Below are 23,598 nucleotides of genomic sequence, written 5' to 3'. Positions count from 1 at the left end.
TGTGTTAAAGTAAAAGGAGTATTCATAAATAGTGAACTAAGTTTCCTATTTATATGATACTTACAATAGCTAATAAATGTCAATATATTATCGAAAGTCATGTGTTTTTTAAAATTTCAAAATAAAAAACCGGAAGAACTCCCTTCCGGTTAGCATTTCATATATTTACCTAAAAGGCACAGCGATAAGGTCTATACGATCCTTTTATTTAGTATTGGATGTACTCTCCCCATTATTTCGAAACAGTCCATTCTTCAACAAATTCATCTCAATCATATAGTCATTCATTGCTTCTTCAAGTGTGACTTCTTGGGCAAAAATCTTCACAAAGTTACGAAATGTGACAGACGATATAATTTGCATGAGATGGAACAATTCCTTATCATTCGCTACGTTTAAGGTGGACTTATTTATTAAGTTACTCATTCTCTGAAAATTTTCATTCATTTCAATTTCACTGAAACTGCTCGCAAATGTCCGTTCAATTTTAAATGTCATATTTAAAAACGTATTACGCAAAAAATGAATATTATCTTCTTCTTTTATGATCAATTCAAAAAATGAGGCCATCGTGTCAAATAAATCGCCATTATTGTTTTTCAAGAGTAAGAGAAAATTTTTCTTATATTCTTTCGTTAGTTCTTTTAATAAAAAGAAAAATGCGTCTTCTTTGTCTTCAAAGTATTGATAAAAACTGCCGCGAGGAATGCCGGCTTTTTTAATAATGTTCGTAATGGATGCCTCATATAAAGGTACTCTTGAATATTCTTGTTTTGCTGCAGCAATTAATTTTTGTTTTTTATCCTCTGGTAGATTAAAAAAAGTAATTTTCGGCATGTTTCCCCCCATTTGTACAGGGGACTCCCCTTCCGTTTATTTTATTAAATGAAGCAATAAGTCTTGAGGAATATGAAACCTTTCTTTTTCAAACAATTTGATTTGCAGTTCCTGTTCTTTGTCATTAAGCTCTTTAAACGTGTTCATTTCTTTATGAATACTTTCCATTTTCTTATCTAATTGTGCTGCTGAAAGTGCAGCGGCTTTTAAATCATTTTTTATGTTTTCAGGGATTTCGTTGTCATATTTATAATAAATTTTGTGTTCCAAGCTTGCCCAGAAATCCATCGCGATCGTTCGAATTTGAATTTCAACAGGGATATGGTCTTCTTTATCTGACATAAAAATTGGAATTTCTAAGATTAAGTGGAGGCTTTGATACCCATTTTGCTTCGGTTCTTTAATATAATCTTTACATTCAATGACTTTTATATCTTTTTGTTTTTGCAGCATCGCACTCAATTCATAAATATCTGAAATAAATGGGCATGTAATTCGAATACCTGCTATATCGCGAATATTTTTCTTGATCGCTGATAATGTGAAGTCATACCCTTTCCTCTGCATCTTTTTAAAGATACTTTCAGGTGATTTTAATCGGGATTTCACATGTTCAATCGGATTATAATCGTGAATATAGTGAAATTCTTGCTTTAAAATATCAATTTTGGTATTCATTTCATCTAAAGCAAACTTATAGGACATCATAAATCGAGTGATTTCGTTTTTTAATGTTTTAAATTGAGCTAAACTTCCTTTTGTTGAAACTTCCATGTTTATCTCCTTATCGGAAAATTCCCTTTATTCCTAAGGGAACATACTTGTATTTATTCTTTATTTTTGGTCTTTTACATATTGAAGCATTGATTTTTCTTAATTGTAATTCATCCACTAATTTTCTTACTGCATTCTCATCCATCACTCTTCCACCTCAATATGACATTGTGTCACTTCTAAAATAATCATATATGACACAGTGTCATATGTCAACAAAAGTTAGGGGACAGTCCCCCACTACTTATAGCGATGAGGGACTGTCCCCAATAAATCGATCCCTTCCAGCACTCATGCCAAATACAGTCATGACCGCTGAGATAATAATCAGTGTGATAAGCGGAACAGTCCATATGTGTGCAATGTCGTACAAATACCCAATAAACATCGGACCAACTGCTGCTAGTATATAGCCAATTGATTGTGCCATTCCTGACAGCTCTGCAGCTTGCTTTGCATTTTTCGTTCGCAATCCTAAATAGCTTAAAGCTAATGGAAAGTTCCCACCTAATGCGAAGCCGATTAACATAATACTTGCAATCAAATTCAGTTCAGAATTGCCTAGAAATAACCCGCTGTAACCAATGATTGAACATACACCTAACGCACATGCAATCCATAGCTGTGAGCGGTAATTACCTGCGATGACTGGAATGAAGAAACTTGCAGGTAAACCCATAATTTGTGTAAAGGAAAGCAGCCAGCCAGCTGTTTCCATACTCATCCCACGAGCGTGGAGAATCTCAGGTAACCACGAGATCGTGACATAAAATAAAAAGGACTGAAACCCCATGAAGATGGCGATCTGCCATGCAAGTCGTGAACGCCAGACATGGTGATGCTGTGATTGAACCTTCTTTATTTCCGTTGGATTGCCTTGTCGGTATTTTAGAAGATAGCCCCAAATGAAAATAGCTAACACAGCTGGCAAACCCCAGACAATTAACGATCCTTGCCAGCCTAGCTGGAAACGATCCGCAAGTGGTACACTAACACCTGATGCAAGAGATGCAATCAATCCCATTGAGGTTGAATAAACACTCGTCATCAACCCAAATTTCTTTGGGAATTTATCTTTAACGATTGCCGGCAATAAAACATTACCAATGGCTATGCCTACCCCTACTAAAAGAGTGCCCGTGAAAAGAAAAAAGGACAGCGAGATCGAACGAATGCCAATACCAATTAACAGCAAAAGCAAACCAAAAATCAAGACAAGCTCATTCGAAAAGCGATTGGCGAGTTTTGGCACAATCGGAGACATAACCGCAAATGTAATGAGCGGCAGACTCATCAGCAAGCCGGCACTCCAATGAGCTAATCCGATATCCTCTTGAATCATCCCAATTAACGGTCCTAAAGATGTAATTGCAGGTCTTAAATTAAACGCAACTAGAACAATCCCAGCTAAAAGTAAATATATGTACAATGATTTCGTATAAGGCTTTCGCAATTCCACGAAGAAATCCCCTCTCAGATGAACAAACTTCCTACACTGTATCATAAACATATTATTTCTTCAAAGAAAATGAAAAAGGCTATCCAAAGGTTCGTGCCTCTGAAAAAATTGAGAAATTACTAGCTAGTTTTAGTTAAAGAAGGTGGAATCTATATTAATCTTTTAAAGAAATTAAAACGTTGAAATTGAAGCTCCTAAAAATGTAATAAACTTCAATACTTCATCTGTTTCTACTTTTGTTAATACATAGGTAGAGGATGTTGGCGGGATAATTTTTTCTGGCTTTATTTCTACCAGTTTATTCCTATCTATTTCGTTTTTAACCATAGTAATAGGTAAATAGGAGACTCCAAGTCCTTCTTCTATGAAACGCTTTGTCACTTCTGCTTGAGTAACTTTCATTGTTTGCACAGTTGGATAATACCTCTTAACATTGTTTAAAAGATTATCCCAATAATCTGGGTGGTTATGAGTTATTAGCCTGTACTTATGTAGTATCGTTTGTTCATCAAGAAAAGCCGCCTCTTTGCCTTCATTAGGTCCAACTAATATAACAGATTCTTCATGAATCATCTTGTTCTTTATATTTGTATGGATAGGTAGAATTCTTGTTAGTCCTAAGTCTGCTCTCCCTGAACTGATTTCCTCGCCTATATCATAAGATTTCAGTACATTTATGATGACTTCTATATTTGGATTTTCATCAATAAAATTCCTTAGTATAGATGGGAGGAATGATGATGCGATTTGTGGTGCAGCAGCAATAACTAACTTTCGATTATATCCTTGTTTCCACGATTCAAAATCTTTCATTCCTTGCTCATACTTTGATATTAACTCCCTTGCATATAAAAGAAATGTATGACCTGCTGGTGTAAGAGCAACTTTATTGCCTATTCTGTCAAACAATTGAATATTAAGGCTTTCTTCCAGCCTTTTAATATGTTTAGTTACAGCAGGTTGTGTTAGAAACAGTTCTTCTGAGGTTTTCCTGAAATTCTCATACTTAGCAGTAATAACGAATGTCTTTATCCATTTCATTTCCATGTTGTATTTATCTCCTATAGCTTTTTAATAACGAATCGTTATTAAAAATCAATTTTTTCGTTAATTTTAATTATATGTAATATTCTGTATCATTCAATTAACAAACGATAAAGGGGGAATAACAACATGTCATTCAATCAATCAAGAGATTCCATTGTGCAACAGTTTAATGAAAACGCAAATCTATACGATTCTCAGAGAAGCAAATTAATTCCATGTTTTGATGATTTTTATTCGATCCCTATTTCCATCATGAACACTCATTCTCAAGCACCAACTGTACTTGATATCGGGTCAGGAACTGGTTTATTTTCATCTTTTATTCTACAGAAATACCCTGAAGCGAATCTTACTCTTATCGATATTTCAGAAAAGATGATTGATATCGCAAAGAAAAGATTCTCTCATCTTTCAAATATTAATTATATTATAGATGACTATACTTCTTATGAGTTTAATCATACGTTTGATATTATTGTATCATCATTATCCATCCACCATTTACCGGATAAGGAGAAGAAAAATTTATATCAACGAACTTACTCCATATTAAATAATGGTGGACTTTTTCTAAACGCTGACCAAGTATTAGGAAATACACCTTTTCTGGAGAAGCTTTACAAGAATGATTGGAAGCACAAGGTTGAAAATAGTGGTTTATCGCAAGAAGAAATTGATTCAGCATATGAACGAACAAAATTAGATAAGTTGTCCACGTTAGATGACCAATTAAACTGGCTAACAAAGAGTGGATACAAGGATGTTGACTGTGTATATAAATATTTTAACTTTGTTGTACTATATGGAAGGAAAACATAAATAATGGAACAAACCAACTATGAACTCTTTCTTAAAAGAGCACTTAGTTGGTTTGTTTTTAATTCAAAATAAAGTTTGCAAAAATATATAAAATAACAATACTCATTAGAATCGTTATATTTGATATAGTGGCAATTAAACGGATGCTGCTGGTGCTATATTTAAATTCAACTGCAAAGGGTAAGGGTGATGCTGCAACAGGTAGTAACAACCCGATCAAGATTGTATACCGAAACATCTGATCGTAAGGAAGGAAAAGGTATAAACCAAAACCAAAAAGCAGACCTAAACCGTAACGAAAAGTTAAAAATTTCAACATAGGTTTAATAAATTGTTTTTCGAATTTAAAATTTAAATAAAGTCCTAATAATAATAAGCATAATGGCATATTAGCTCCTGAGATTGTACTTGCAACATTAATGAGTGTATCAGGTAATTGAATGTGGCTAAAATTTAAAATAGTAGCAATAAGATAAGTCATTAACGGAATAGACTTTCCAAGTTTTTTTAGAATGTCGATTGGTTTAAAACTTAGACCTTCTTCTGAAAAATGACTTCCTATAATATAAGCAATTCCAAACACAACAAATGATGTTCCGACATCAAACATACTAAAATATGTTAATCCACCCATCCCCCATATTGCATAAACTAAAGGAAATGCAAATAAGCCAACATTAAATCCCGAAGAAAGCATCAGTAAAGAACCTTTAAGTTCTCTTTCCTCATTTTTAAAAACTAAGAAACCTAGACATGCTGTTATGATTCCATAAACGAGTACAATAACTGGTATTAAAATTAAAGAAGTTTCTATTTTTACAGAATCGAATGTGACAAGAACTAAAGCAGGCAGGGTAATTTTAAAAATAATTTTTGAAATCACTGCACCATCTTTTTCTCGTAAAATATTTACACGTTTTAATAGATACCCAAGGGCAATGATGATAATAATATAAAGAAATTCCTGATTCATTTAAAATGACTCTCCTCAAAGAAGTATATTAATGTAAGTTTCTGTAAGTAATGAAATATGATAAATACTCATCAATCGTTATTATTATTTGGATTTATCCTTCATTCTTCTTTCCTCTTGCAGGATTCACGAACAACTAAAGTTGGGCGCAATTCAATTTTTTTCATTTCACTTGATTTTCCTTGAATTCGTTCAAGTAATGTCCTTACCGCTTGTTCTCCTAAATCTTTGATTCTAGCATCAATGGTCGTGAGTGGTATCCTCGCAAACCTTGAAAAGTAAATATTATCAAATCCAATAACAGATAAATCTTCAGGAACTTTCCATCCATATTGTCTTGCAGCATCTAAAACACCAAGTGCAAGAACATCAGTACCGGCAAAAATAGCTGTCGGTGAATGACTCTTAAAAACAATTTTTTCAGCGGCTTCATAGCCTTCTTCGACACTTTGCCCACTTTCTAAAATATTACAGTACCCAAGGAGGCCGTGTTCCTTCAAAACATCCTTAAATCCTTTGACGCGCTGTTGGAACTGATAAATGTTTTTTGGACCTGTAATCATAGCAATCCGCTGATGTCCAAGACCAACAAGATACTCTGCTGCTAAACGACCTCCAATATATCCATCTATCACAACATAATCAACTTGACTATTAGGAATATGGCGATGAAGCAGAACAATGTGCTTAAATGTCTTGTTAAATTGTGATAATTCAATCCCCTCTTCTCTTACATTTGCTAAAATAATGCCATCTAAATGCTGAAATTTATTCATAAGGACATCTGGAAGTTCACGCTCGTTGCTAATATCATCATTCGTACTAAACAGAACGACACTATAATGATGTTTAGCAGCTTCCGTTTCGACTGACTTAATCAATTCCATATTGATCATGCTTTCATAATTTGAGACAACAAGACCAATTAGCTTCGTTGACTTATTGGCTAAGCCACGAGCTAAACTATTAGGTTGAAACTGAAGCGTCTCAATGGCATTCTCAATTTTCTTCTGTGTATTCGGAGAAACATATGGAATGTTATTCAGATACTTTGATACGGTAGCCTTTGATACACCAGCGAGGTTCGCAACATCTTGGATCGTTGGTCTTTTTTTCATCTTTATACACTCCATTAATCTAATCACTTATTTTCTAGGAAACCGGTTTACTATTTGATAAAAAAAATGAATAGCTTTTTATATTATAGCAAATTAAATTTATCCAAGTAATGAAAATAGAATGGTTCCTTGGCTACCATTTTCCCTGTCCTGAAATATCCTTTATCCTAATGCCATTCAACTATTATGCAAAATAAGAAAAGCGATACTTATTAAAGTATCGCAACACGTTAGCTGAACTAAATGTTATTCATTTCTTTTGGCATTAACCTCAATTGTTTTAAATTTATTTAGTATGATTTTCACAAATATCCCAATAAAAATATAACCCGGGATCGAGTATATGTGCTCCCATTTTAACATTACATAAATCCCTAACCATTGAAAAATACGTTCCCCGACAAATGCAGCGAATAATGCAAATATGATCGTTCCTACTATGTATGTTTTCCACTTAGGAAACCACTGATAAAGCATCATATAAATAAGAGGAAGGATAGAAAAATCAGCAATTGCCCACAAGTCTCTTTCTAAGGGTGTTAAAGTATACGGATAAGTCCAAAAACCTAGTGATGAACCAATTTGGTCAAATATAAAAGAAATAATAGATATTATTAATCCAACCATACTTATTTCTATTATCCGAGTTTTGTCGATCAATCTCCACCACAGAACAAAAGGGAAAATTAACAAAAAAACATTTATCCACCATTGATAAGTAAAAACCACTTCATTAGCCCAGTAATCTAGCCACAACTTCCGTAAATATTCATACGTCTTTTCTATTTCCTGAAACTTATCCATGTTTCCTACCTTTTTAATTTAAGTATGCTCTAACAAGAGAGAACTTATGTAAATTTGTATCTTTCGTCTCCATGGGCGGTCAACTGTGTCTTTCTATCTAATTACTATATGTTTCAATTTCACTTTTATAAAGTTTGGGATAGAGTTCATCCAAAAGAATATGGAAAGAAGTGGACTTAGTGGACCTCCCTGTGGTGTTCCTTCCTCAGAATCAAAGGTTACACCATTAATCATGATTCCTGCTTGGAGATAAGGTTTGCCGCCCTCTTCCTTTAGATTCCGCGTCACCGCGAACACCGTTGCATTGAGCTACTGTTTTATTTCTGCCTTCACCGTTCAGGGCTTACACCCTATAGATTGCACCCATGCTGGGCACACAATAAGACCTAACCTTAATGAAAAGGTTAGGTCTTCATTTATACCAAATACAAAAAAATATAAAAATCATATAGTTTAACTAGGAATTATAGGTAAAAAATCACACATTAGATATTTTAAAATCCTCTGATACATTCTTTTCTTTCCCTAAAATATGAGTCAATATCTTGGTTACTGCTTTATGAAAAACAGGATGATCCCTTTGCCGTGGATATGGAAGGTTAATCACTTGTTCCATAGATATTTCACCAGCTTCAATGACAATGACACGGTTTGCTAAGGCGATTGCTTCCTCCACATCATGTGTAACCAAGATTGCCGTAAATTGCTTTTCCATCCATAAATCTTGAATGAGCTGTTGCATTTCAATTCTCGTTAATGCGTCTAGTGCACCTAAAGGTTCATCTAACAAAAGGAGTTCAGGTTCATGGACAAGGGCCCTTGCAAGTGCGACTCTTTGTCTTTGACCACCTGATAAAACATTCGGCCACTCCTTCGCACGTCCTAATAATCCTACCTGCTCCAGTAGAGTAGTTATTTTTTCTTCATTTCCTTTTTTTAATCCTAAGCCAACATTTTGCTGGACTGTTTTCCAGGGAAGAAGCCTTCCATCCTGGAACATCATTTTAGCAGTTGAGCTCTTTTCATTTAACGGCTTTCCATCTATTACTATGTCTCCTCCGCTTGGTTGTTCTAGTCCAGCTATTAATCTAAGCAAAGTACTTTTTCCACATCCGCTCTTCCCTACAATGGCTATGAAATCTCCTTTATTTACTTTTAGTTCAATGTTTTTAAGTACCTCCTGCTGACCAAATGATTTTTGCACATTTGATAATTCTAGCTTTGCTCTTTTCCCTTTACTCATGATGATCCTCCTACTTCTGAAAATTCTGATCCCATGTTAAAAATCGTCTTTCTGCTAATTTCGCGATATAATCAGATAGTTTTCCTAAGATGGCATATAACATGATACTTAAGACAACAACATCTAATTGCATAAATTCCCTCGCATTCATTGCCATATACCCAATTCCAGAGTTTGCTGCAATGGTTTCGGCTACGATTAACGTAACCCAAGTGATGCCAAGTGCAAAGCGAACACCTACTAAAATGGAAGCTAGAGCACCTGGAAAAATAATATGCCAGAATAGACGGAATCCTCTTAAGCCATAAACCTTACCCATTTCAATTAATGAGGTGTCCACCGAACGAATGCCATGAAATGTGTTTAAGTAGATAGGAAAAAATGTACCAAGAGCAACTAAAAATAGCTTTGCTTCTTCTTCAATTCCAAACCATAAAATGACAATTGGAATTAAAGCGAGATGGGGAATATTACGAATCATTTGGATGGATGTATCGAATAGCGTTTCTGCTACTCTAGACAAACCATTCCATAAACCTAGTAAAAACCCAATACCTCCCCCAATAATAAATCCGAAAAAGGCTCTCTGTGTACTAACACTAATATGATGTAGTAATTGACCTGACTGCCCAAGCTCTATTGCTGCTTTTACAATATCAACGGGGTTTGGTAAAATTCTTGATGAGATAAATCCTACCGATGAGAGCACTTGCCAGGAAATTAGCAGGATGAATGGCACAATCCATGGTACAAGTTGATTCATACTTTTCTTCATTTCTATCACCTATTTGAATGTAGTTTTTTTGGAAGGAGATCGCTCGCAACAATTTCTCCAAAAGGACTGACAATACTCGAAGTACCTGCATTTTTTGACTTTTCCATTTCTAAATATGGGAACAACAGCTCTGCGACACGATAGGACTCTTCTAAGTGTGGATACCCTGATAGAATAAACGTTTCAATTCCTATTTTCTCGTATTCTTTCATTCTTTCGGAAACTGTTTTCGGATCTCCAACCAAGGCAGTACCTGCTCCACCTCTAACCAAACCAACTCCTGCCCATAGATTCGGGCTAATTTCTAAGTTATCTTTACTTCCTAAATGTAATTGAGACATTCTTTTTTGACCTTCTGAGTCAAATCGGGAAAATACTTTCTGAGCATTTGCGATTAAGTCATCATCTACATATTTGATTAAATCCTCAGCTGCTCTCCATGCTTCTTCTTCCGTTTCTCTAACGATGACGTGAAGTCTGATACCAAATCGTACGGTCCTCCCCTGTTGCTCTGCTAGCTTCTTCACTTGCTTTATTTTTTCTTCAACCTTTTCCGGCGGCTCACCCCATGTTAGATAGACATCCACATGCTTTGCCGCCACCTCTTGACCTATTTGTGATGAACCTCCAAAGTATAATGGCGGGTAAGGTGATTGCACAGGTGGATAAATTAATTTCCCACCGCTAACACTTAAGTAATCCCCATCAAAATCAGCTTCTCCTTTTGATAATAAGTCACGCCATATTGTCAAAAACTCATCTGTTAGCTCATATCTTTCTGTATGACCGAGGTTTAGCCCATCACCTGCAAGCTCTACAGGGTCGCCCCCTGTCACTACATTGATGAGCAATCTACCATTAGATAAACGATCAAATGTTGATGCCATTCTTGCAGCTTGTGAAGGAGAAGATAGTCCAGGGCGTACAGCAACAAGGAATTTCATTTGTGATGTAACAGAAATAAGTGATGAGGCGACAACCCACGCATCTTCGCACGATCTCCCAGTTGGCAGTAATGCACCTGAATAGCCTAATGAATCTACAGCCTGTGCAATCTGTTTCAGATAGGGTAAATTTACCTCTCTACCACCTGTTGTCACTCCTAAATATCTTGAATCACCATGTGTTGGAATAAACCAAAATACGTTCATACATAACATCCCTTCCTATTTTGAATGAATTGTTGCCTCTTCAACCTTAAGTTCTTTCGGTATTAACTTCAGTTCATAAAATTGATCGGCTATTTTTTGCTGATCATTTATCACTTCTTGTGTAACCTTTTCTAATCCAAATGTTCTTCTATTTAAAGTAAGTTCTAATGTTTCTACATCCATTCCAATTTGTGGAGATAAAAACGCTGCAGCTTCTTTCGGATTTTCTGATACCCACTTTTCTGTCCTTTTCACTTCATCATAAATCACATCTAACACATCTGGATTTCCTTCAGCAAACGTACGGGAAGAAAGAAAAAATTCTCTGTTGGCAGCTAAATCTGTCGCATCGGCAATGATTCTCGCGTTTGTTGATAGCTCAGCATCTGCTAAAAAAGGATCCCAAATAACCCACGCATCGATATCTCCTTTTTCAAATGCTGCACGAGCATCAGCGGGTGGAAGAAAAGCAGTTTCTATTTCTTCATACTTTATCCCTTCTTTTTCAAGTGCCTTTACAAGCAAGTAATGGACGTTAGATCCTTTGTTCAATCCAATCTTTTTCCCTTTTAAATCTTTAATGTTTTTTATTGGTGAATTCTCTTGAACAATAATGGCTTCCCCTTTTGGGTTTGATGGCTCATTGGCAAAATAAACGAGAGGTGCATCTGCAGCTTGAGCAAAGATCGGTGGTGCTTCACCAGTGTGACCAAAATCGACACTTCCTACATTTAAAGCTTCCAGTAGTTGAGGACCTGCTGGGAATTCAGTCCATTTAACTGAATACCCTACTTTCTCTAATGCTTCATCTAAGCTCTTATTCGCTTTTAAAATATTTAATGTCCCAAACTTTTGATATCCGATATGGATTGTTTTCTCATTATTTTCTTCCAAGACATTTTGCTCTGCACCAGAAGATGAAGAATTGCAGCCACTCATCACAAAGGCTAATATGGTGCTAAATGTAAGAAACAATAACAAACGTAATTTCATTCTAAGACCTCCTGTTCATCATTTAAAATTAGTTAGTTGCCATCGGATTTCCGATCAGCAGAAAGTATAAAAAAGAAAAAGAGGCTCTCGTTCTAAGTGATTTTTCACTTAAACCTGAGAGCCTCTAGTTTTCTAGTCAGCTTACGTTATGAATTTATATCTGCTTGTTTAACATTGGTAACGTTTCTTATTTTCGAAACCGTATAAAAAATAGCTACTATCCAGATGAGAGCGATGCTTATATAAACATAAGGATATACAAATTCTTGATCGATCCACGTAGTTACTATTGTTCGAGCATTAACAAGGATGATAAAACCACCAACCAAAACACCCATTAATTGTGCGTGAATTTTTTGAACTAACCATGCTGCTATAGGGGCAGCTATAATGCCTCCGACCATCAAAGCTCCTACCCAAAGCCAGTTTACCTCTTCCCATCCAAGTGAAATAAGAAAACCTAGAGTAGCTGAAATAGCAATGGCAAACTCACTTGTATCAACTGTCCCTACCACTTTGCGAGGGCTCATTCCTTTTTTAGATAATAGAACCGGTGTCGCAATTGGTCCCCAACCGCCACCACCTGTTGCATCAGCAAATCCTGCGATTAACCCTAAAGGAATGGATTGTTTACGACTTAGCTCAATTCCTTTCTTCTCCTCAGTTTGACGGAACTTAAATAAAAACCGAATAAGAACATATACACCTAAAAGGAGAAGAAATAAAGAGATATAAGGTTTTGCTAAATCTCCTGGCAAATGACTTAAAAATGTAGCACCTAAGAATGCACCAATTGAACCCGGAATAATTAATCTGTAAAACGTTTGTTTGTCAACATTTCCAAATTTAATATGTGAAGCTCCTGAGGCTGCTGTCGTAACAACTTCTGCCAAGTGAACAGAAGCTGAAGCAACGGCAGGAGCGATCCCAAAAGTTAATAAAAGTGTTGTGGAGGTAACTCCATATGCCATTCCTAAAGCCCCATCAATTAACTGTGCAAGCAAACCAATAAAAGCAAAAATAAGTAACTTTTTCATTTCATACACTCTCCCTTGGCAAAAATGAATATAAAAAAGGCATAACCCTCTTAGAAAAAAAGGTTATGCCTTCGGTGGTCCGATCAGCTTTTTTATTTCATTTTTTTAATTAATCTGATTATAATTCACATTATTCCTACCTGTCAACTAGTAATTGAGGAAAAATTTTAAGGAAGCATTGTTTGAAAGAACATCCAGCTACTACCTTACCTCAAGTCTTCTTGGGGTACGGCACGATTCATTCTTTTTTGGGCCACTCACAAAAAGCTAGGGCAAATTCATTTATTTTGTTGAATTTACCTTAACTTTTTTCTTTAGTGTTCACTTACAACAAAGTTGTTTAATTTTAATATTCCATACATCACACCGTTCGTAAATGGGACAGTATTCAAAAAAATAGTTATTTAATTTTCTTCACCCTTTTTACAAAAAATAAATAACAATAAAGTCGATTAAATCTGCTTAATCTTCAACAATCGCGTCCTTTAATGGAATAACAGACTAGAAAAACTTAAGGAATGGAAAATAATAAACATTTAGAATATTAACACAATTATTTTCTCTTTAAAAAATGAATAAATTTTTTTAGACCTTGTGGTTGCTGTTTTCTATGTTTGATTATAAAATCAATCTTGATTGTTTCAGATAGTTCTTTATATTGAATTGATTGTATTTCTGTTCGATTTTTTGCAACGTCTGCCGGTATTATACTGATACCAAGTCCATCTTGAACTGCTTGCAGAATTGATTCAAGTGAATCAAACTCAATGATAGCCGGATCATAGAAGTTATTCTCCTTGGAAAATTCTAACGTTTTGTTTCTATATATGCAATTTGGATCACTATTAACAATTAACGTTTGTTCATGCTTCTTTTCAAATTGACTATGTTGAGGTAAAACGAGTACGATTTTCTCAAAATAACTATAAACGGTTTCGAACTGTGGGTAATTATATGCACCATTTATAAAAACACCGTCAAGTTCTCCATAAGAAAGCATTTCCTGTAACTTTTTCTTATCATGCGTTTTTACTTTTACATCAATATTTTTATGTTCCCTTAAAAAAGAAGAAAATAGCTGAGGAATTCTAACTGCAGAAATCGTTTGGGATGCACCAAGTGTTAAAGGTTCCCTCCATTTTTTGGGGTTAATTAATAACTTGGCTTCATCCATTAGTTTTAAAATTTGATTTGTATAATCTAATAAAACTTTTCCTTCCTCGGTCAATGTTACTCCTCTATTATTACGCATAAATAATCTAACACCTAGTTCATCTTCTAAACTCTTAATTCGCTGACTGACATTAGGTTGTACATAGCCCAATTTTTCTGCAGCTCTAGATACTGATTGCAGTTCTGCAACATGTTTAAAAATCCACAAATCATGACTTTCCAAGAATAACATTCCTCTCACTGGTATCATTTAAAATAATACCTTCATCATTATTCAGTATTATACTCCTCATATTAATAAAAGCATAATAGAATATATAAATTAAACAAAGTAAGGATGATTTAGAATGGAATTAAAAGATAAAGTAGTTATAATAACTGGCGGTGGTACTGGTGTTGGTAGAGCAACAGCTTTGAAATTAGCAGCTGCTGGTGCAAAAGTTATTATTAATTATAGCCGATCGAGAAAAGAAGCTACCGAAGTCGTCAATGAAATTACACAGCAAGGAGGAGCAGCATTTGCTTATAGAGCGAATGTAGCGATAGAAAACGAAGTGATTAATATGGTATCCCAAACTGTTTCAACATTTGGGAAGGTCGATGGTTTAGTAAACAATGCGAGTATTACAGCTCAAATAGCTATGGATGACTTAGACGCCGTAACAGATGAATTGTGGGATTCCCTTCTCAATGTAAATGTAAAAGGGATGTTTCATTGCATAAAAGCTGTTGTCCCTTATATGAAGAAGCAACAATCGGGTGTAATTGTTAATATGGGAAGCGTTGCAGGAACGACCGGAATAGGCTCATCTATCCCATATGCAGCAACAAAATCAGCAATTCACACAATGACAAGGTCGTTAGCTATCGCATTAGCACCTTATATCAGAGTGAATTGTATATCTCCTGGTGCAGTTGATACAAGGTGGTGGTCTGGTAATGAAGAAAAGATGTATCAACTTGCAGGCAATTTACCACTTAAGAGAATTTCTACACCTAATGATATTGCAGAGGCTATTCTTTTTCAACTGACTCAAGAATCTGTTACAGGCCAAGTTTTTACAATCGATAATGGTCAAACACTCTAAACATTATGTTAAATACCCTCTTATTTAACTTACTGATAAGAGGGTATATTTATTATCTCCTTCAAACAATCGAAGCATGAAAAGATATGGCTGTTTTCGTAAGGATTGTTGCTAATAGCATATAAAAGGGATTTATTTACTATTTTATGGTGTCCTTAGATGTAAATTTCTTCTTCCACTACCATGAAAGTATAAAACAGTGAAAATCTAAAAATGACAATACCAAAGTAGACCCAGAAATTTAAATTTTTTAAAACTGAGCCGTAAATTAAACCTCACGTAGCCAATATCAGTATGACCACAAAAACCCTACTTTCATTCTCTATGGTGCAGCAACGATTTTTCAGCTGCATGGATGGCTAACGGGCAGGTAAGTTCAATAAATAGTTTATAGAAATTTTAATAATGGATGTAACGTCTTATTGGTTAAGGAGGGAATAGTATGAAAAAAATCGTTATAATCCTTCTCACAATGGTTTCAATACTTTTAAATGGTTGTAATATAGAATCAAAAATTACAGAGGAACAAGCAAAATCAATTGTTAAAGATTATCACAACAAACTGATTGGGGAAGTTGAAATAATATCAGTAACTACTAAATTTAATAAATATATTATTGAATGGGAAAACAAGGAGAATTGTGAGCAAGGAACAGATAGTGTTAATTCAAGTGGTAAAATAAAAAACATTGAGTCTTCTATATGCTAAGTGTTGTTCAACTACCATGAAAGTATAAAACAGTGAAAATCTAAAAATGACAATACTAAAGTAGACCCAACAAATTAAATTTTTTAAAACTGAGCCGTAAATTAAACCTCATGTCGCCAATATTAGTATGACCAAAAAAACCCTACTTTCATTCTCTGTGGTGCAGCAACGATTTTTCAGCTGCATGGATGGCTAACGGGCAGAAGAGTGGAAAAATAAGGTCTATGATTAAAGGGAGGAGCTTAAATGAGCAAGAAAATTTATAACGGTAGGTTTATTGCCAATTCTGAGGAGAGCTTCGTCTTATTTATAATTGGAATGCGTATAAACAAAATTTTTTCTTTCAAAGGACGGTGTCTTAACCGCTTGACCAACGGGCCAACTATAAATTGACAAAATAATAGCCCCATAAGGGCTTTACCTGGCAACGCCCTACTTTCACAAGGGGAAACCCCTAACACTACCATTGAAGAGCTTAACTTCTGTGTTCAAGAACAATTGTCGAAAGCATTTCAAAATTCATGAAAATCCTTAATAGTAATAATATAGCTTGATTTTACATTTGATTAGGGGATATGGCCGATGACTATACATGTAGTACATTCTGAATTAGCAAATAAAATTAGTCTAATTAGAAGACTAATGATTGTAACTGCCCAAACAAAAGGAATCAATAATCCTGAAACAATTAAATATAGTCAGGAATTGGACAAATTAATTTTTGAAACTCAACTATTATTAAAATCTTGTAGTTAACACCATCGCTATGCAGAGACTGTATTGTTGTTTAGGAGCTGACTCAATGCCTAATTAGGCTTTTGATTCAGCTCCTTTTAGTGTTTATATCAAATTCAACTTAAGATTTTCAAGCCTTATAGAAATTCCGAATCCAGCGATGAGATTTAAGCTGTTCAAGTTGCTCTTTCGGTAGTCCCTTTCCACACCCTACTTGACAGTTCATTTCGGCATGACGAATCGAACGCATCCGTAGACAGTGAAGCATTCCCTTATTTAGGAACGAATTGGGAGTTACCTGTTTTGCTGCCGGTGTCTGACGATAAAGGAAATACAAAGTACGTCTTTCTGTTTATGAGCTACTTTAACAAGGAAGAAAAATATCAAGTAGATACTTATTTTTACCTTGGCGAATTTGATAAGAAAAACCTTTGGTTTATTCCTGATTCACTGGAACCACAATTGTTGGATTATGGGAAGTTTAAATTTAGCGGACCAAGTGGTTTTGTTGATCCAGTTACGAACTGATGAATTAACTAAAGAGATGCATGGTCTAGGAGGAAAGAGATCATATGGTTGGTTTTGCGAAAAGGCTTTGAAGTTAAAAGAGGCAGCAGAACGGAACCCATTTAAGAAAACACTGTATCAAAGCCATTTGGTTACTCTAAAAATGTATATTCAAATGCTTCTTCAACAACGAGAGTTTCTCAACGTACTAGAGCAGGAGATTGATCAGTTAGCAATACAGTTTGAGGAGTATGAGATCCTTCGGTCCATCCCAGGGGTGGGTTCTAAAATTGCAGCTACTCTTATCTCAGAAATAGGTGAAGTCACACAATTTAGTCACCCGAAAAAGCTAGTAGCCTATGCAGGAATTGATCCCAGGATATATCAATCAGGTAAGTTTACAGCTACTATCAATCGCATCACCAAGAGAGGATCTACAAAGCTACGTCAAACACTCTATACAGCTGTTCAGTGTGGGTTAACGAATAATCGAAATGCGAAACTCCGAGAGTATTATGACAAAAAAAGAAGTGAGGGCAAGCCTCACAAAGTAGCCATAATAGCTTGCGCCAACAAGCTATTGCATTGGATTTATGCCATCTTAAAACATAAGCAGAAATACACAGCATAATCCGATACAAATAATTACATTACTTACAAAAACTTCAAATGAAATCATTGAAGTTTCTTTGTCATGCATGTTTTTATTATAACATCTTTAATCTAGTATTATTACTTAAAAAGTGTTGACTTATATTAGCTGGTATTGCGGAAGATCATCCTAAGGAGGTTATGCTGCACTGCTATTGCAGAATAGCCCCCTATTCTGGAAGATAAACACTTGTGCCGCTTAAATTATTTTGTTAGAAACGGGCGAGGAAAGGTTTATCATAGTGTATGGTTCTCCGTACTCCATGGTTGAATCAATGAATTCTTCTAATAACTCATTAGTTTCCGTTACTACCTTAACAAGATAACTAAATTCCCCCGTCAGTCGATGACATTCAATAACGAGGGAACTCTCCTTACAAAATTCTCTAAATGCCTTACAACGATGGGTTTTAATTAATACAAATGCTTTAACTGATTTATGTATCTTATTTGGGTTAATTTGAGCTTTATATCCCTCTATAACCCCTTGATCCTCTAGCTTTCTTACCCTCTCTGTGACAGCAGGGACAGACAAAGAAATTTTCTTCCCTAATTCCGTCATGGATATTCTGCCTTCTACTTGTAAAATATCTAATATTTGACGATTTAAATTATCCATAATCTTTCACCTTTATATTTTATTTGAAATTAAATTATTTCCTTTTTTATTTAAGAATAACAGCTCAAACTCCTTAATAAAAGTATGTGTTCTCCTTTATGTTTGAAATAAAATAAGTATAAGTCATTTGAGGAGGTTATACATGGGGTTAGAGATAAAAGATACATGTGACAACTGTATAGGAAATATTTATGGAGAGGCTTATATCTGCGTTCATGAATGTACCTTTTGTGAGGGTTGCACGTTAGATATGTTTAACATATGTCCTAATTGTAATGGTGACCTTGTTAAAGGCCGAAACCAACTTGTGTTTGTGCCATAAGCTAACTAAAATTTTGAAAAGGGGGAATGTTCAATGAACAAAGCACTGCTCATTTTAGATGTCCAGAAAGCATTTGATGATCCCAAATGGGGAATACGAAACAATTTGGATGCAGAGAAAAATATAAAGTCATTATTAACTAAATGGAGGGAACACCAGTACGAGGTGGTCTTTATTCAACATACATCCAAAAAACCTCATTCTGTTTTTCACCCAAAAAATGAGGGGTTCCTTATAAAAGAAATAATAAAACCTCATGAGAAGGAAACGGTTTTAACAAAAGAGGTGAATAGCGCCTTTATAGGCACATCACTTCAGCGTTATTTAAATAATTTAGGAATTAAGGAAGTAGTGATTACCGGTTTAACGACTCCCCATTGTGTGTCTACGACCACCAGGATGAGCGGAAACTTAGGATTTGAAACTTATCTTATATCAGATGCAACAGCTGCGTTCGGCTTAATAGATTCCAACGGGAAATTTATAGATGCCCAAACCGTTCATGATGTTTCTCTTGCTACTCTTCATAATGAATTTGCTACTGTCTTATCAACTAAGGATTTTATCGAAAGACTTATAAAATAGTGAGTATCGAGGGATACTTTTTGAAATCTGTGTTGGGTAGGAATGAAGTTTGAAAAAAATCCTATTTTTGGGAATTATTAATTTCATCACATTCAATATGTCCTCCTATTGGAACCAAAAGTCCAGCAAGGAATGTGTTTTTTGACTTTTTTTGAAGAAATAAAACTTCCTGTTGTAGCTTATCTTATTATCAAGACCTAATTCATCAAAAGTCATATAAAGTAGAGGCTGATACATATTAGTCATGTATAATATATATCAACCTTTACTTCTTTTTCCATAAGACGCCCTTTTCTTGAATAAGTTACTACATAATTAATCGAACTACGCAATAAACAATAAGACCTATGCTCACTACAACTTTAGTTTATAATAATAGCAAGGAGTTGATTTTTATTTCGAATGTTAAAAATATAAGTACATCAGTATCTGATGATATAATTATTACTAATTTGACGGGTTTTATCACCAACACTGACGTAAACCTATGGTATAAAGCGTTTGAGCAATCTTGCCAAGAGTTTATTAAAAAAGGCAAAAAATATAAATTGTTAGTAAATAGAAAAGGTTATACCCCAGAACATTTTACCGTACAAAAATTATGGAAAGAAAAATTTTTCTCAGCTGCAATACTAGACAATACTATTGCAGCTGCATTCTTAATGGAAGAGGGGGATATTCTGAATCACCTTATACAGTCAAATACTAAAGACAATGTAATATTCTCAAGTAACTATGATCAAATATTTGAATGGATTTCTAATTATAAATAAAAATAATCTTACTTCTGGAGTGAACTGAAAGGTAACTTTTTTTACACAGTTTATGTCAAATATGAACTTACGTAATCCTTGTTGCAGAAACGCGCCCAAATATGGAGGATCATTGCAAATGTTTTTCTTATTTGAAGAAAAGCTCCCGTTCGTAAAAAAAGTTTAACCAGTTTTTACTGGTTGAACTTTTTTTACTTGGTTTTATTATAGCGGTAGTCGAAGTAGAACGTAGCGCCCATGGGACATGATCCCGTCAGCAAAACTGTTCACTCCCTATTTGTATAAGCATGTTTTAGGCTGGTTGGGTCAAAGATCCCGTTTAACAAGCGAACCTATGATAGTACAAGCAGCTCTAGGGACAACCGACTAATCTTTAATTCTAAGGAGGAGATGATGATGAATCCAGTAATAGGTCTGGATATTTCTAAAGGAGAAAGTCAGGTACAAGCATTCTTGGACAAGGGTCAACCTTTTGCGTAAAAGTTTTAGTATCAAGCACACTGTGGAGGGATTTGAGGGTTTATTAAGATTGATCAGTAATGATTTTATCTTAAGATGTAGGGAGAGTTTGAAAAAATTTGGGGTTAAAAAAGCACGGGAACAGTTCCTGTGCTTCTCTATTTCGTAAATCGATAATGCCCCCCTTAGAGTTGGAGAAGTAGGAGAACTATCTCTACACCTTCTTAATATTTATAAGATTGTCCACCATCGATTGGAATAACGGTTGCGTTGATGAAGTTTGCTTGATTAGATAGTAAAAACGCCACCAAATAACCGACTTCTTCTGGTTTACCGAAACGTTTCATTGGGTTTGGCTCAACAAATTGTTTTCCTACTTCTTCCCAGTTATCTGGATCAATTTGTTTTAATGAACCTTCGACCATTGGTGTCATGATTGCTCCTGGTGCAATGGCTTTGATGCTGATTCCGTATTGACCATATTCAATTGCAGAGTTTCTTGTTAATCCGACCACACCGTGCTTACTAGCTGCGTAACCAGATTGGTTTCCTACCCCGCGAATACCTCCAACAGAAGCAGTGTTAACAATTGAACCAAAACCTTGTTCTCTCATGACTTTTAATACGTGCTTCATACCATAAAACACACCATTTAAGTTGATACTGACTACTTTTTGGAACTCATCAATGCCAAATTCCTCTGTTAGGTTTTGTTTTCCTTCGATCCCTGCGTTGTTGAAGAATCCATCGATTTTCCCAAATGTTTCAACTGTTTCCTTTACATAGTTTTCAACAGCTTTTTCATCTGCCACATTTGCAGTGATTAGCAACACTTCAGCATTTGGTGCAACTTCCAACACTTTACTTTTTGTTTCCTCTAATGAAGCAGCATTTAAATCAACGAGTGAAAGTTTAGCTCCCTCTTTTGCTATTTGTAAAGCTGAGGCTTGACCTAAACCAGATCCTGCACCTGTAATTACGACCACTTTCCCATCAAAACGATTATTCATTGTCAATTTCCTCCTTTATGTTGTTTCCAGTTTTTTCATGGAGATGATCCTAATCTCATCGTTAAAGATCAATAAGTACCCTAAGATATTCCCCTGAATTACTCTTAATTAAAATATCTCTCATTAAAGATATATACCCAGGTAGTACGATTATTAATCTCTTATAGCTAGATCAACAAGAACCATTCTCTGTTTCAAACTTGAAGCAATGAATCGATCACATCGTTATTACTGTGCCGTATACCCACCATCAACTATTAAGCTATTACCTGTCATAAATGAAGAATCATCCGAAGCCATGAATAATACTGCTTTTGCCATTTCTTCTGCTTTACCAAGACGTTTGATTGGTGTTGCTGCAGCTAAAGCTTTCTTGCTTTCTTCCGGAATAATTGGTGTATCAATAAAACCAGGGCATAATGCGTTAATACGAATATTTTGTTCTGCATATTCTAGTGCAAGTGAACGAGTTAAGTTAATCACGCCACCTTTTGCAGCGTTATATGCTGCTGAGCCAGGTGACCCCACCCAACCGTACATTGATGCCGTATTAACAATCGTACCGCCGCCTGTTTTTAGCATTTCACGAATGGATTCACGCGCTACTAAGAAGACACCATCTAAGTCAACATTTACCGTTTTGCGCCATTCTGAATACTCTAATTCATGTGAAGGTTGAACACGGCCGATACCAGCATTGTTGAAGACAACATCCACTTTGCCAAATGTTTCAACTGTTTGTTTAAAGATATTTGCTACTTCTTCTTCACTCGTAATATTTGCTTTTATAAAAAGAGCTTCAGCATTAAGCGCTTTCAACTCAACTTCAAATTCTTTCCCTTTTTCCTCATTTAAATCAACAAGAACCACTTTGGCTCCTTCTGATACGAATAAACGTGCTGTTGCTGCCCCAATACCAGATGCTCCACCTGTAATCACAGCTACTTTGTCTTGTAATTTTCCCATCTTAAATCCTCCTAAGTATGAAAATTTATGCACAACATTCTAGAACAAAGTACAAGTCAGATCTAATATCCGACTTATATTGTCTATAATTCAATTTTACTATTTGATTCACATTTCACAATCATTAAGATATCATTAAGTGTCTACTAGTTAGACACTTATGAGGAATTTGTCTATTTTGATGGAGGTTTTTTCATGAATAACGAACAGCATACAACATCAGGGCGACAAAATCGGACAGAGGAACATTTAAAGCAAGCATTGATTGAACTCATAAAAATGAAAGGTTACCATTCCGTTTCTGTAAAGAATATTGTCGATTATGCCGCTTATAATCGCAGCACCTTTTATATCCATTACACAGATAAAATTGAATTAGCTGAAGATTTACTCGTTTCCATGCTTCAAGGGTTAGAAGCTTCAGTAGGTAAACCATATGTACCTGGTCACAAGGTTTATACAGATAAGCTAAAAGCACCATCTTTTAATATCGTTTCTTATATTTATAAAAACCGGAATTTTTTTGAACTGATTAATTACATTGACACGTTACCAGGATTACATACACAATTCCCTCAATGTATCTTAAAAATCTATAAGGAACAATTTATTTTTGAAACAATCAACAATATTCCAGTCAATATGGATTATTTTAAACGGTATACAGCCTATGGCTTTTACGGACTTCTTCAGAATTGGATTCAAAATGGATTCAAAGAAACCAAAGAGGAATTTATCCAAGAAGTGATTGATCTAACGAAAACACATATCTACTCGCTTGAGTATATTGGAGATAACGAATAAGAACATTCCTGATGGTACTGTTTTTATACCAAAATGATCCAAATCTAAAATAATAAGCCTTCTAACATATAGACTTTCCCAATATGTTAAAAGGCTTATTTCCACAAACACTTCCCGTGTGCCCAATAAGGATGACGCTAGGTACAACTTAAAGTCGTCCCTCATTT

The 23,598-nt window shown here is 35.1% G+C and carries 25 protein-coding genes and 5 pseudogenes; 12 read left to right on the top strand and 18 right to left on the bottom strand.

What is annotated here, in order from left to right; genetic code table 11:
- Window positions 1-204: 204 nt before the first annotated feature.
- The 5 genes from GMB29_RS08785 to GMB29_RS08770 form a co-directional block, all read right to left on the bottom strand.
- Window positions 205-837, bottom strand: coding sequence for a TetR/AcrR family transcriptional regulator (locus GMB29_RS08785; RefSeq protein WP_136351644.1), 633 nt, complete (start codon window positions 835-837; stop codon window positions 205-207).
- 36 nt (window positions 838-873) lie between these two features.
- Window positions 874-1,611 (bottom strand): GTP pyrophosphokinase, encoded by a 738-nt coding sequence (locus GMB29_RS08780; RefSeq protein ID WP_136351646.1) that lies wholly within the window; start codon window positions 1,609-1,611, stop codon window positions 874-876.
- A gap of 10 nt (window positions 1,612-1,621) precedes the next feature.
- A complete protein-coding gene (locus GMB29_RS27635; RefSeq protein ID WP_264766598.1) occupies window positions 1,622-1,756 on the bottom strand; it encodes a hypothetical protein in 135 nt (44 codons plus the stop codon).
- Window positions 1,757-1,855: 99 nt separating this feature from the next.
- Complete coding sequence (locus GMB29_RS08775; RefSeq protein WP_227551613.1) at window positions 1,856-3,070, bottom strand: CynX/NimT family MFS transporter; 1,215 nt, start codon at window positions 3,068-3,070, stop codon at window positions 1,856-1,858.
- A gap of 171 nt (window positions 3,071-3,241) precedes the next feature.
- Window positions 3,242-4,117 (bottom strand): LysR family transcriptional regulator, encoded by an 876-nt coding sequence (locus GMB29_RS08770; protein WP_136351648.1) that lies wholly within the window; start codon window positions 4,115-4,117, stop codon window positions 3,242-3,244.
- 126 nt (window positions 4,118-4,243) lie between these two features.
- Here GMB29_RS08770 and GMB29_RS08765 point away from each other — a divergent pair, with 126 nt between their 5' ends.
- Window positions 4,244-4,936: a class I SAM-dependent methyltransferase gene (locus GMB29_RS08765; RefSeq protein WP_136351650.1), complete on the top strand. Its 693-nt coding sequence runs from the start codon at window positions 4,244-4,246 to the stop codon at window positions 4,934-4,936.
- 58 nt (window positions 4,937-4,994) lie between these two features.
- Here GMB29_RS08765 and GMB29_RS08760 read toward each other — a convergent pair whose 3' ends face one another.
- From GMB29_RS08760 to GMB29_RS08720, 10 genes and pseudogenes are all read right to left on the bottom strand, one after another.
- Entirely contained in the window at window positions 4,995-5,909 is a 915-nt protein-coding gene (locus GMB29_RS08760) for an AEC family transporter (protein WP_136351652.1), read from the bottom strand.
- A 101-nt stretch (window positions 5,910-6,010) separates the two neighbouring features.
- Window positions 6,011-7,027, bottom strand: coding sequence for a LacI family DNA-binding transcriptional regulator (locus tag GMB29_RS08755; RefSeq protein WP_168733755.1), 1,017 nt, complete (start codon window positions 7,025-7,027; stop codon window positions 6,011-6,013).
- Window positions 7,028-7,273: 246 nt separating this feature from the next.
- Entirely contained in the window at window positions 7,274-7,831 is a 558-nt protein-coding gene (locus GMB29_RS08750; RefSeq protein ID WP_136351655.1) for a CBO0543 family protein, read from the bottom strand.
- Between the two features lie 124 nt (window positions 7,832-7,955).
- Window positions 7,956-8,089: pseudogene (locus GMB29_RS27995) on the bottom strand (group II intron reverse transcriptase/maturase); the annotation flags it as partial.
- 220 nt (window positions 8,090-8,309) lie between these two features.
- On the bottom strand, window positions 8,310-9,074 hold the full coding sequence (locus tag GMB29_RS08745; protein WP_136351658.1) for an ABC transporter ATP-binding protein: 765 nt from the start codon (window positions 9,072-9,074) through the stop codon (window positions 8,310-8,312).
- 10 nt (window positions 9,075-9,084) lie between these two features.
- Window positions 9,085-9,849, bottom strand: coding sequence for an aliphatic sulfonate ABC transporter permease SsuC (gene ssuC / locus GMB29_RS08740; RefSeq protein WP_136351660.1), 765 nt, complete (start codon window positions 9,847-9,849; stop codon window positions 9,085-9,087).
- Between the two features lie 5 nt (window positions 9,850-9,854).
- The gene (gene ssuD / locus GMB29_RS08735; RefSeq protein WP_136351662.1) at window positions 9,855-11,000 is read right to left on the bottom strand and encodes an FMNH2-dependent alkanesulfonate monooxygenase; all 1,146 of its coding nucleotides are present in this window, start codon (window positions 10,998-11,000) and stop codon (window positions 9,855-9,857) included.
- 15 nt (window positions 11,001-11,015) lie between these two features.
- A complete protein-coding gene (locus GMB29_RS08730; protein WP_136351664.1) occupies window positions 11,016-11,993 on the bottom strand; it encodes a sulfonate ABC transporter substrate-binding protein in 978 nt (325 codons plus the stop codon).
- A 146-nt stretch (window positions 11,994-12,139) separates the two neighbouring features.
- Window positions 12,140-13,030, bottom strand: coding sequence for a sulfite exporter TauE/SafE family protein (locus GMB29_RS08725; protein WP_136351666.1), 891 nt, complete (start codon window positions 13,028-13,030; stop codon window positions 12,140-12,142).
- A gap of 553 nt (window positions 13,031-13,583) precedes the next feature.
- A complete protein-coding gene (locus GMB29_RS08720) occupies window positions 13,584-14,426 on the bottom strand; it encodes a LysR family transcriptional regulator (RefSeq protein ID WP_136351667.1) in 843 nt (280 codons plus the stop codon).
- A 124-nt stretch (window positions 14,427-14,550) separates the two neighbouring features.
- On the opposite strand from GMB29_RS08720, the gene GMB29_RS08715 reads away from it, so the two are divergent.
- The 6 genes and pseudogenes from GMB29_RS08715 to GMB29_RS08695 all read left to right on the top strand — a co-directional run.
- Window positions 14,551-15,291, top strand: coding sequence for an SDR family NAD(P)-dependent oxidoreductase (locus GMB29_RS08715; protein WP_136351668.1), 741 nt, complete (start codon window positions 14,551-14,553; stop codon window positions 15,289-15,291).
- Window positions 15,292-15,733: 442 nt separating this feature from the next.
- Window positions 15,734-16,000 carry a hypothetical protein gene (locus tag GMB29_RS08710; protein ID WP_136351669.1) on the top strand — a complete coding sequence of 89 codons (267 nt, stop codon included), beginning with the start codon at window positions 15,734-15,736 and terminating at the stop codon, window positions 15,998-16,000.
- Between the two features lie 246 nt (window positions 16,001-16,246).
- A pseudogene (locus GMB29_RS27820) lies at window positions 16,247-16,345 on the top strand (DUF4188 domain-containing protein); the annotation flags it as partial.
- Window positions 16,346-16,582: 237 nt separating this feature from the next.
- Window positions 16,583-16,756, top strand: coding sequence for an aspartyl-phosphate phosphatase Spo0E family protein (locus tag GMB29_RS08705; protein ID WP_136351670.1), 174 nt, complete (start codon window positions 16,583-16,585; stop codon window positions 16,754-16,756).
- Between the two features lie 264 nt (window positions 16,757-17,020).
- Window positions 17,021-17,263 (top strand): annotated as a pseudogene (locus GMB29_RS08700) (hypothetical protein); the annotation flags it as partial.
- Window positions 17,244-17,873: pseudogene (locus GMB29_RS08695) on the top strand (IS110 family transposase); the annotation flags it as partial. The pseudogenes GMB29_RS08700 and GMB29_RS08695, both read left to right, overlap by 20 nt.
- Window positions 17,874-18,092: 219 nt before the next feature.
- Here GMB29_RS08695 and GMB29_RS08690 read toward each other — a convergent pair.
- Window positions 18,093-18,512 carry an Lrp/AsnC family transcriptional regulator gene (locus GMB29_RS08690; RefSeq protein WP_136351673.1) on the bottom strand — a complete coding sequence of 140 codons (420 nt, stop codon included), beginning with the start codon at window positions 18,510-18,512 and terminating at the stop codon, window positions 18,093-18,095.
- Between the two features lie 142 nt (window positions 18,513-18,654).
- Here GMB29_RS08690 and GMB29_RS08685 point away from each other — a divergent pair, with 142 nt between their 5' ends.
- The 4 genes and pseudogenes from GMB29_RS08685 to GMB29_RS27990 form a co-directional block, all read left to right on the top strand.
- Window positions 18,655-18,834: a DUF1272 domain-containing protein gene (locus GMB29_RS08685; RefSeq protein WP_136351674.1), complete on the top strand. Its 180-nt coding sequence runs from the start codon at window positions 18,655-18,657 to the stop codon at window positions 18,832-18,834.
- 33 nt (window positions 18,835-18,867) lie between these two features.
- Complete coding sequence (locus GMB29_RS08680; RefSeq protein ID WP_136351675.1) at window positions 18,868-19,419, top strand: cysteine hydrolase family protein; 552 nt, start codon at window positions 18,868-18,870, stop codon at window positions 19,417-19,419.
- Window positions 19,420-19,766: 347 nt separating this feature from the next.
- Entirely contained in the window at window positions 19,767-20,192 is a 426-nt protein-coding gene (locus GMB29_RS08675; protein ID WP_136351676.1) for a cupredoxin domain-containing protein, read from the top strand.
- Between the two features lie 396 nt (window positions 20,193-20,588).
- A pseudogene (locus GMB29_RS27990) lies at window positions 20,589-20,727 on the top strand (IS110 family transposase); the annotation flags it as partial.
- Window positions 20,728-20,875: 148 nt separating this feature from the next.
- On the opposite strand, the gene GMB29_RS08670 reads toward GMB29_RS27990, so the two are convergent.
- Together GMB29_RS08670 and GMB29_RS08665 are read right to left on the bottom strand one after the other, a co-directional pair.
- Window positions 20,876-21,661, bottom strand: a complete 786-nt coding sequence (locus GMB29_RS08670) for an SDR family oxidoreductase (RefSeq protein WP_136351677.1) — start codon at window positions 21,659-21,661, stop codon at window positions 20,876-20,878.
- Between the two features lie 228 nt (window positions 21,662-21,889).
- Window positions 21,890-22,627, bottom strand: coding sequence for an SDR family NAD(P)-dependent oxidoreductase (locus GMB29_RS08665; RefSeq protein ID WP_136351678.1), 738 nt, complete (start codon window positions 22,625-22,627; stop codon window positions 21,890-21,892).
- A 195-nt stretch (window positions 22,628-22,822) separates the two neighbouring features.
- Between GMB29_RS08665 and GMB29_RS08660 the strand changes: the two genes are divergently transcribed.
- A complete protein-coding gene (locus GMB29_RS08660; protein WP_136351679.1) occupies window positions 22,823-23,431 on the top strand; it encodes a TetR/AcrR family transcriptional regulator in 609 nt (202 codons plus the stop codon).
- The last annotated feature ends 167 nt before the right edge of the window (window positions 23,432-23,598 follow it).

The sequence above is a fragment of the Metabacillus sediminilitoris genome (genome assembly GCF_009720625.1).
Lineage (GTDB): Bacteria > Bacillota > Bacilli > Bacillales > Bacillaceae > Metabacillus > Metabacillus sediminilitoris.
The sequence above is the reverse complement of the archived record's forward strand: the minus strand, read 5'-3'. Positions and strand labels throughout refer to the sequence as shown.

Bases quoted from the DNA above. Each gene is read 5' to 3' on its own strand.
- GMB29_RS08685 (WP_136351674.1), top strand. From the start codon at position 18,655: ATGGGGTTAGAGATAAAAGATACATGTGACAACTGTATAGGAAATATT.
- GMB29_RS08675 (WP_136351676.1), top strand. From the start codon at position 19,767: ATGCTCACTACAACTTTAGTTTATAATAATAGCAAGGAGTTGATTTTT.
- GMB29_RS08705 (WP_136351670.1), top strand. From the start codon at position 16,583: ATGACTATACATGTAGTACATTCTGAATTAGCAAATAAAATTAGTCTA.
- GMB29_RS08665 (WP_136351678.1), bottom strand. From the start codon at position 22,627: ATGGGAAAATTACAAGACAAAGTAGCTGTGATTACAGGTGGAGCATCT.
- GMB29_RS08715 (WP_136351668.1), top strand. From the start codon at position 14,551: ATGGAATTAAAAGATAAAGTAGTTATAATAACTGGCGGTGGTACTGGT.
- GMB29_RS08725 (WP_136351666.1), bottom strand. From the start codon at position 13,030: ATGAAAAAGTTACTTATTTTTGCTTTTATTGGTTTGCTTGCACAGTTA.
- GMB29_RS08770 (WP_136351648.1), bottom strand. From the start codon at position 4,117: ATGGAAATGAAATGGATAAAGACATTCGTTATTACTGCTAAGTATGAG.
- GMB29_RS08750 (WP_136351655.1), bottom strand. From the start codon at position 7,831: ATGGATAAGTTTCAGGAAATAGAAAAGACGTATGAATATTTACGGAAG.
- GMB29_RS08780 (WP_136351646.1), bottom strand. From the start codon at position 1,611: ATGGAAGTTTCAACAAAAGGAAGTTTAGCTCAATTTAAAACATTAAAA.
- GMB29_RS08730 (WP_136351664.1), bottom strand. From the start codon at position 11,993: ATGAAATTACGTTTGTTATTGTTTCTTACATTTAGCACCATATTAGCC.
- GMB29_RS08690 (WP_136351673.1), bottom strand. From the start codon at position 18,512: ATGGATAATTTAAATCGTCAAATATTAGATATTTTACAAGTAGAAGGC.
- GMB29_RS08680 (WP_136351675.1), top strand. From the start codon at position 18,868: ATGAACAAAGCACTGCTCATTTTAGATGTCCAGAAAGCATTTGATGAT.
- GMB29_RS08745 (WP_136351658.1), bottom strand. From the start codon at position 9,074: ATGAGTAAAGGGAAAAGAGCAAAGCTAGAATTATCAAATGTGCAAAAA.
- GMB29_RS27635 (WP_264766598.1), bottom strand. From the start codon at position 1,756: ATGGATGAGAATGCAGTAAGAAAATTAGTGGATGAATTACAATTAAGA.
- GMB29_RS08670 (WP_136351677.1), bottom strand. From the start codon at position 21,661: ATGAATAATCGTTTTGATGGGAAAGTGGTCGTAATTACAGGTGCAGGA.
- GMB29_RS08765 (WP_136351650.1), top strand. From the start codon at position 4,244: ATGTCATTCAATCAATCAAGAGATTCCATTGTGCAACAGTTTAATGAA.
- GMB29_RS08710 (WP_136351669.1), top strand. From the start codon at position 15,734: ATGAAAAAAATCGTTATAATCCTTCTCACAATGGTTTCAATACTTTTA.
- GMB29_RS08760 (WP_136351652.1), bottom strand. From the start codon at position 5,909: ATGAATCAGGAATTTCTTTATATTATTATCATCATTGCCCTTGGGTAT.
- GMB29_RS08785 (WP_136351644.1), bottom strand. From the start codon at position 837: ATGCCGAAAATTACTTTTTTTAATCTACCAGAGGATAAAAAACAAAAA.
- ssuC (WP_136351660.1), bottom strand. From the start codon at position 9,849: ATGAAGAAAAGTATGAATCAACTTGTACCATGGATTGTGCCATTCATC.
- GMB29_RS08755 (WP_168733755.1), bottom strand. From the start codon at position 7,027: ATGAAAAAAAGACCAACGATCCAAGATGTTGCGAACCTCGCTGGTGTA.
- ssuD (WP_136351662.1), bottom strand. From the start codon at position 11,000: ATGAACGTATTTTGGTTTATTCCAACACATGGTGATTCAAGATATTTA.
- GMB29_RS08660 (WP_136351679.1), top strand. From the start codon at position 22,823: ATGAATAACGAACAGCATACAACATCAGGGCGACAAAATCGGACAGAG.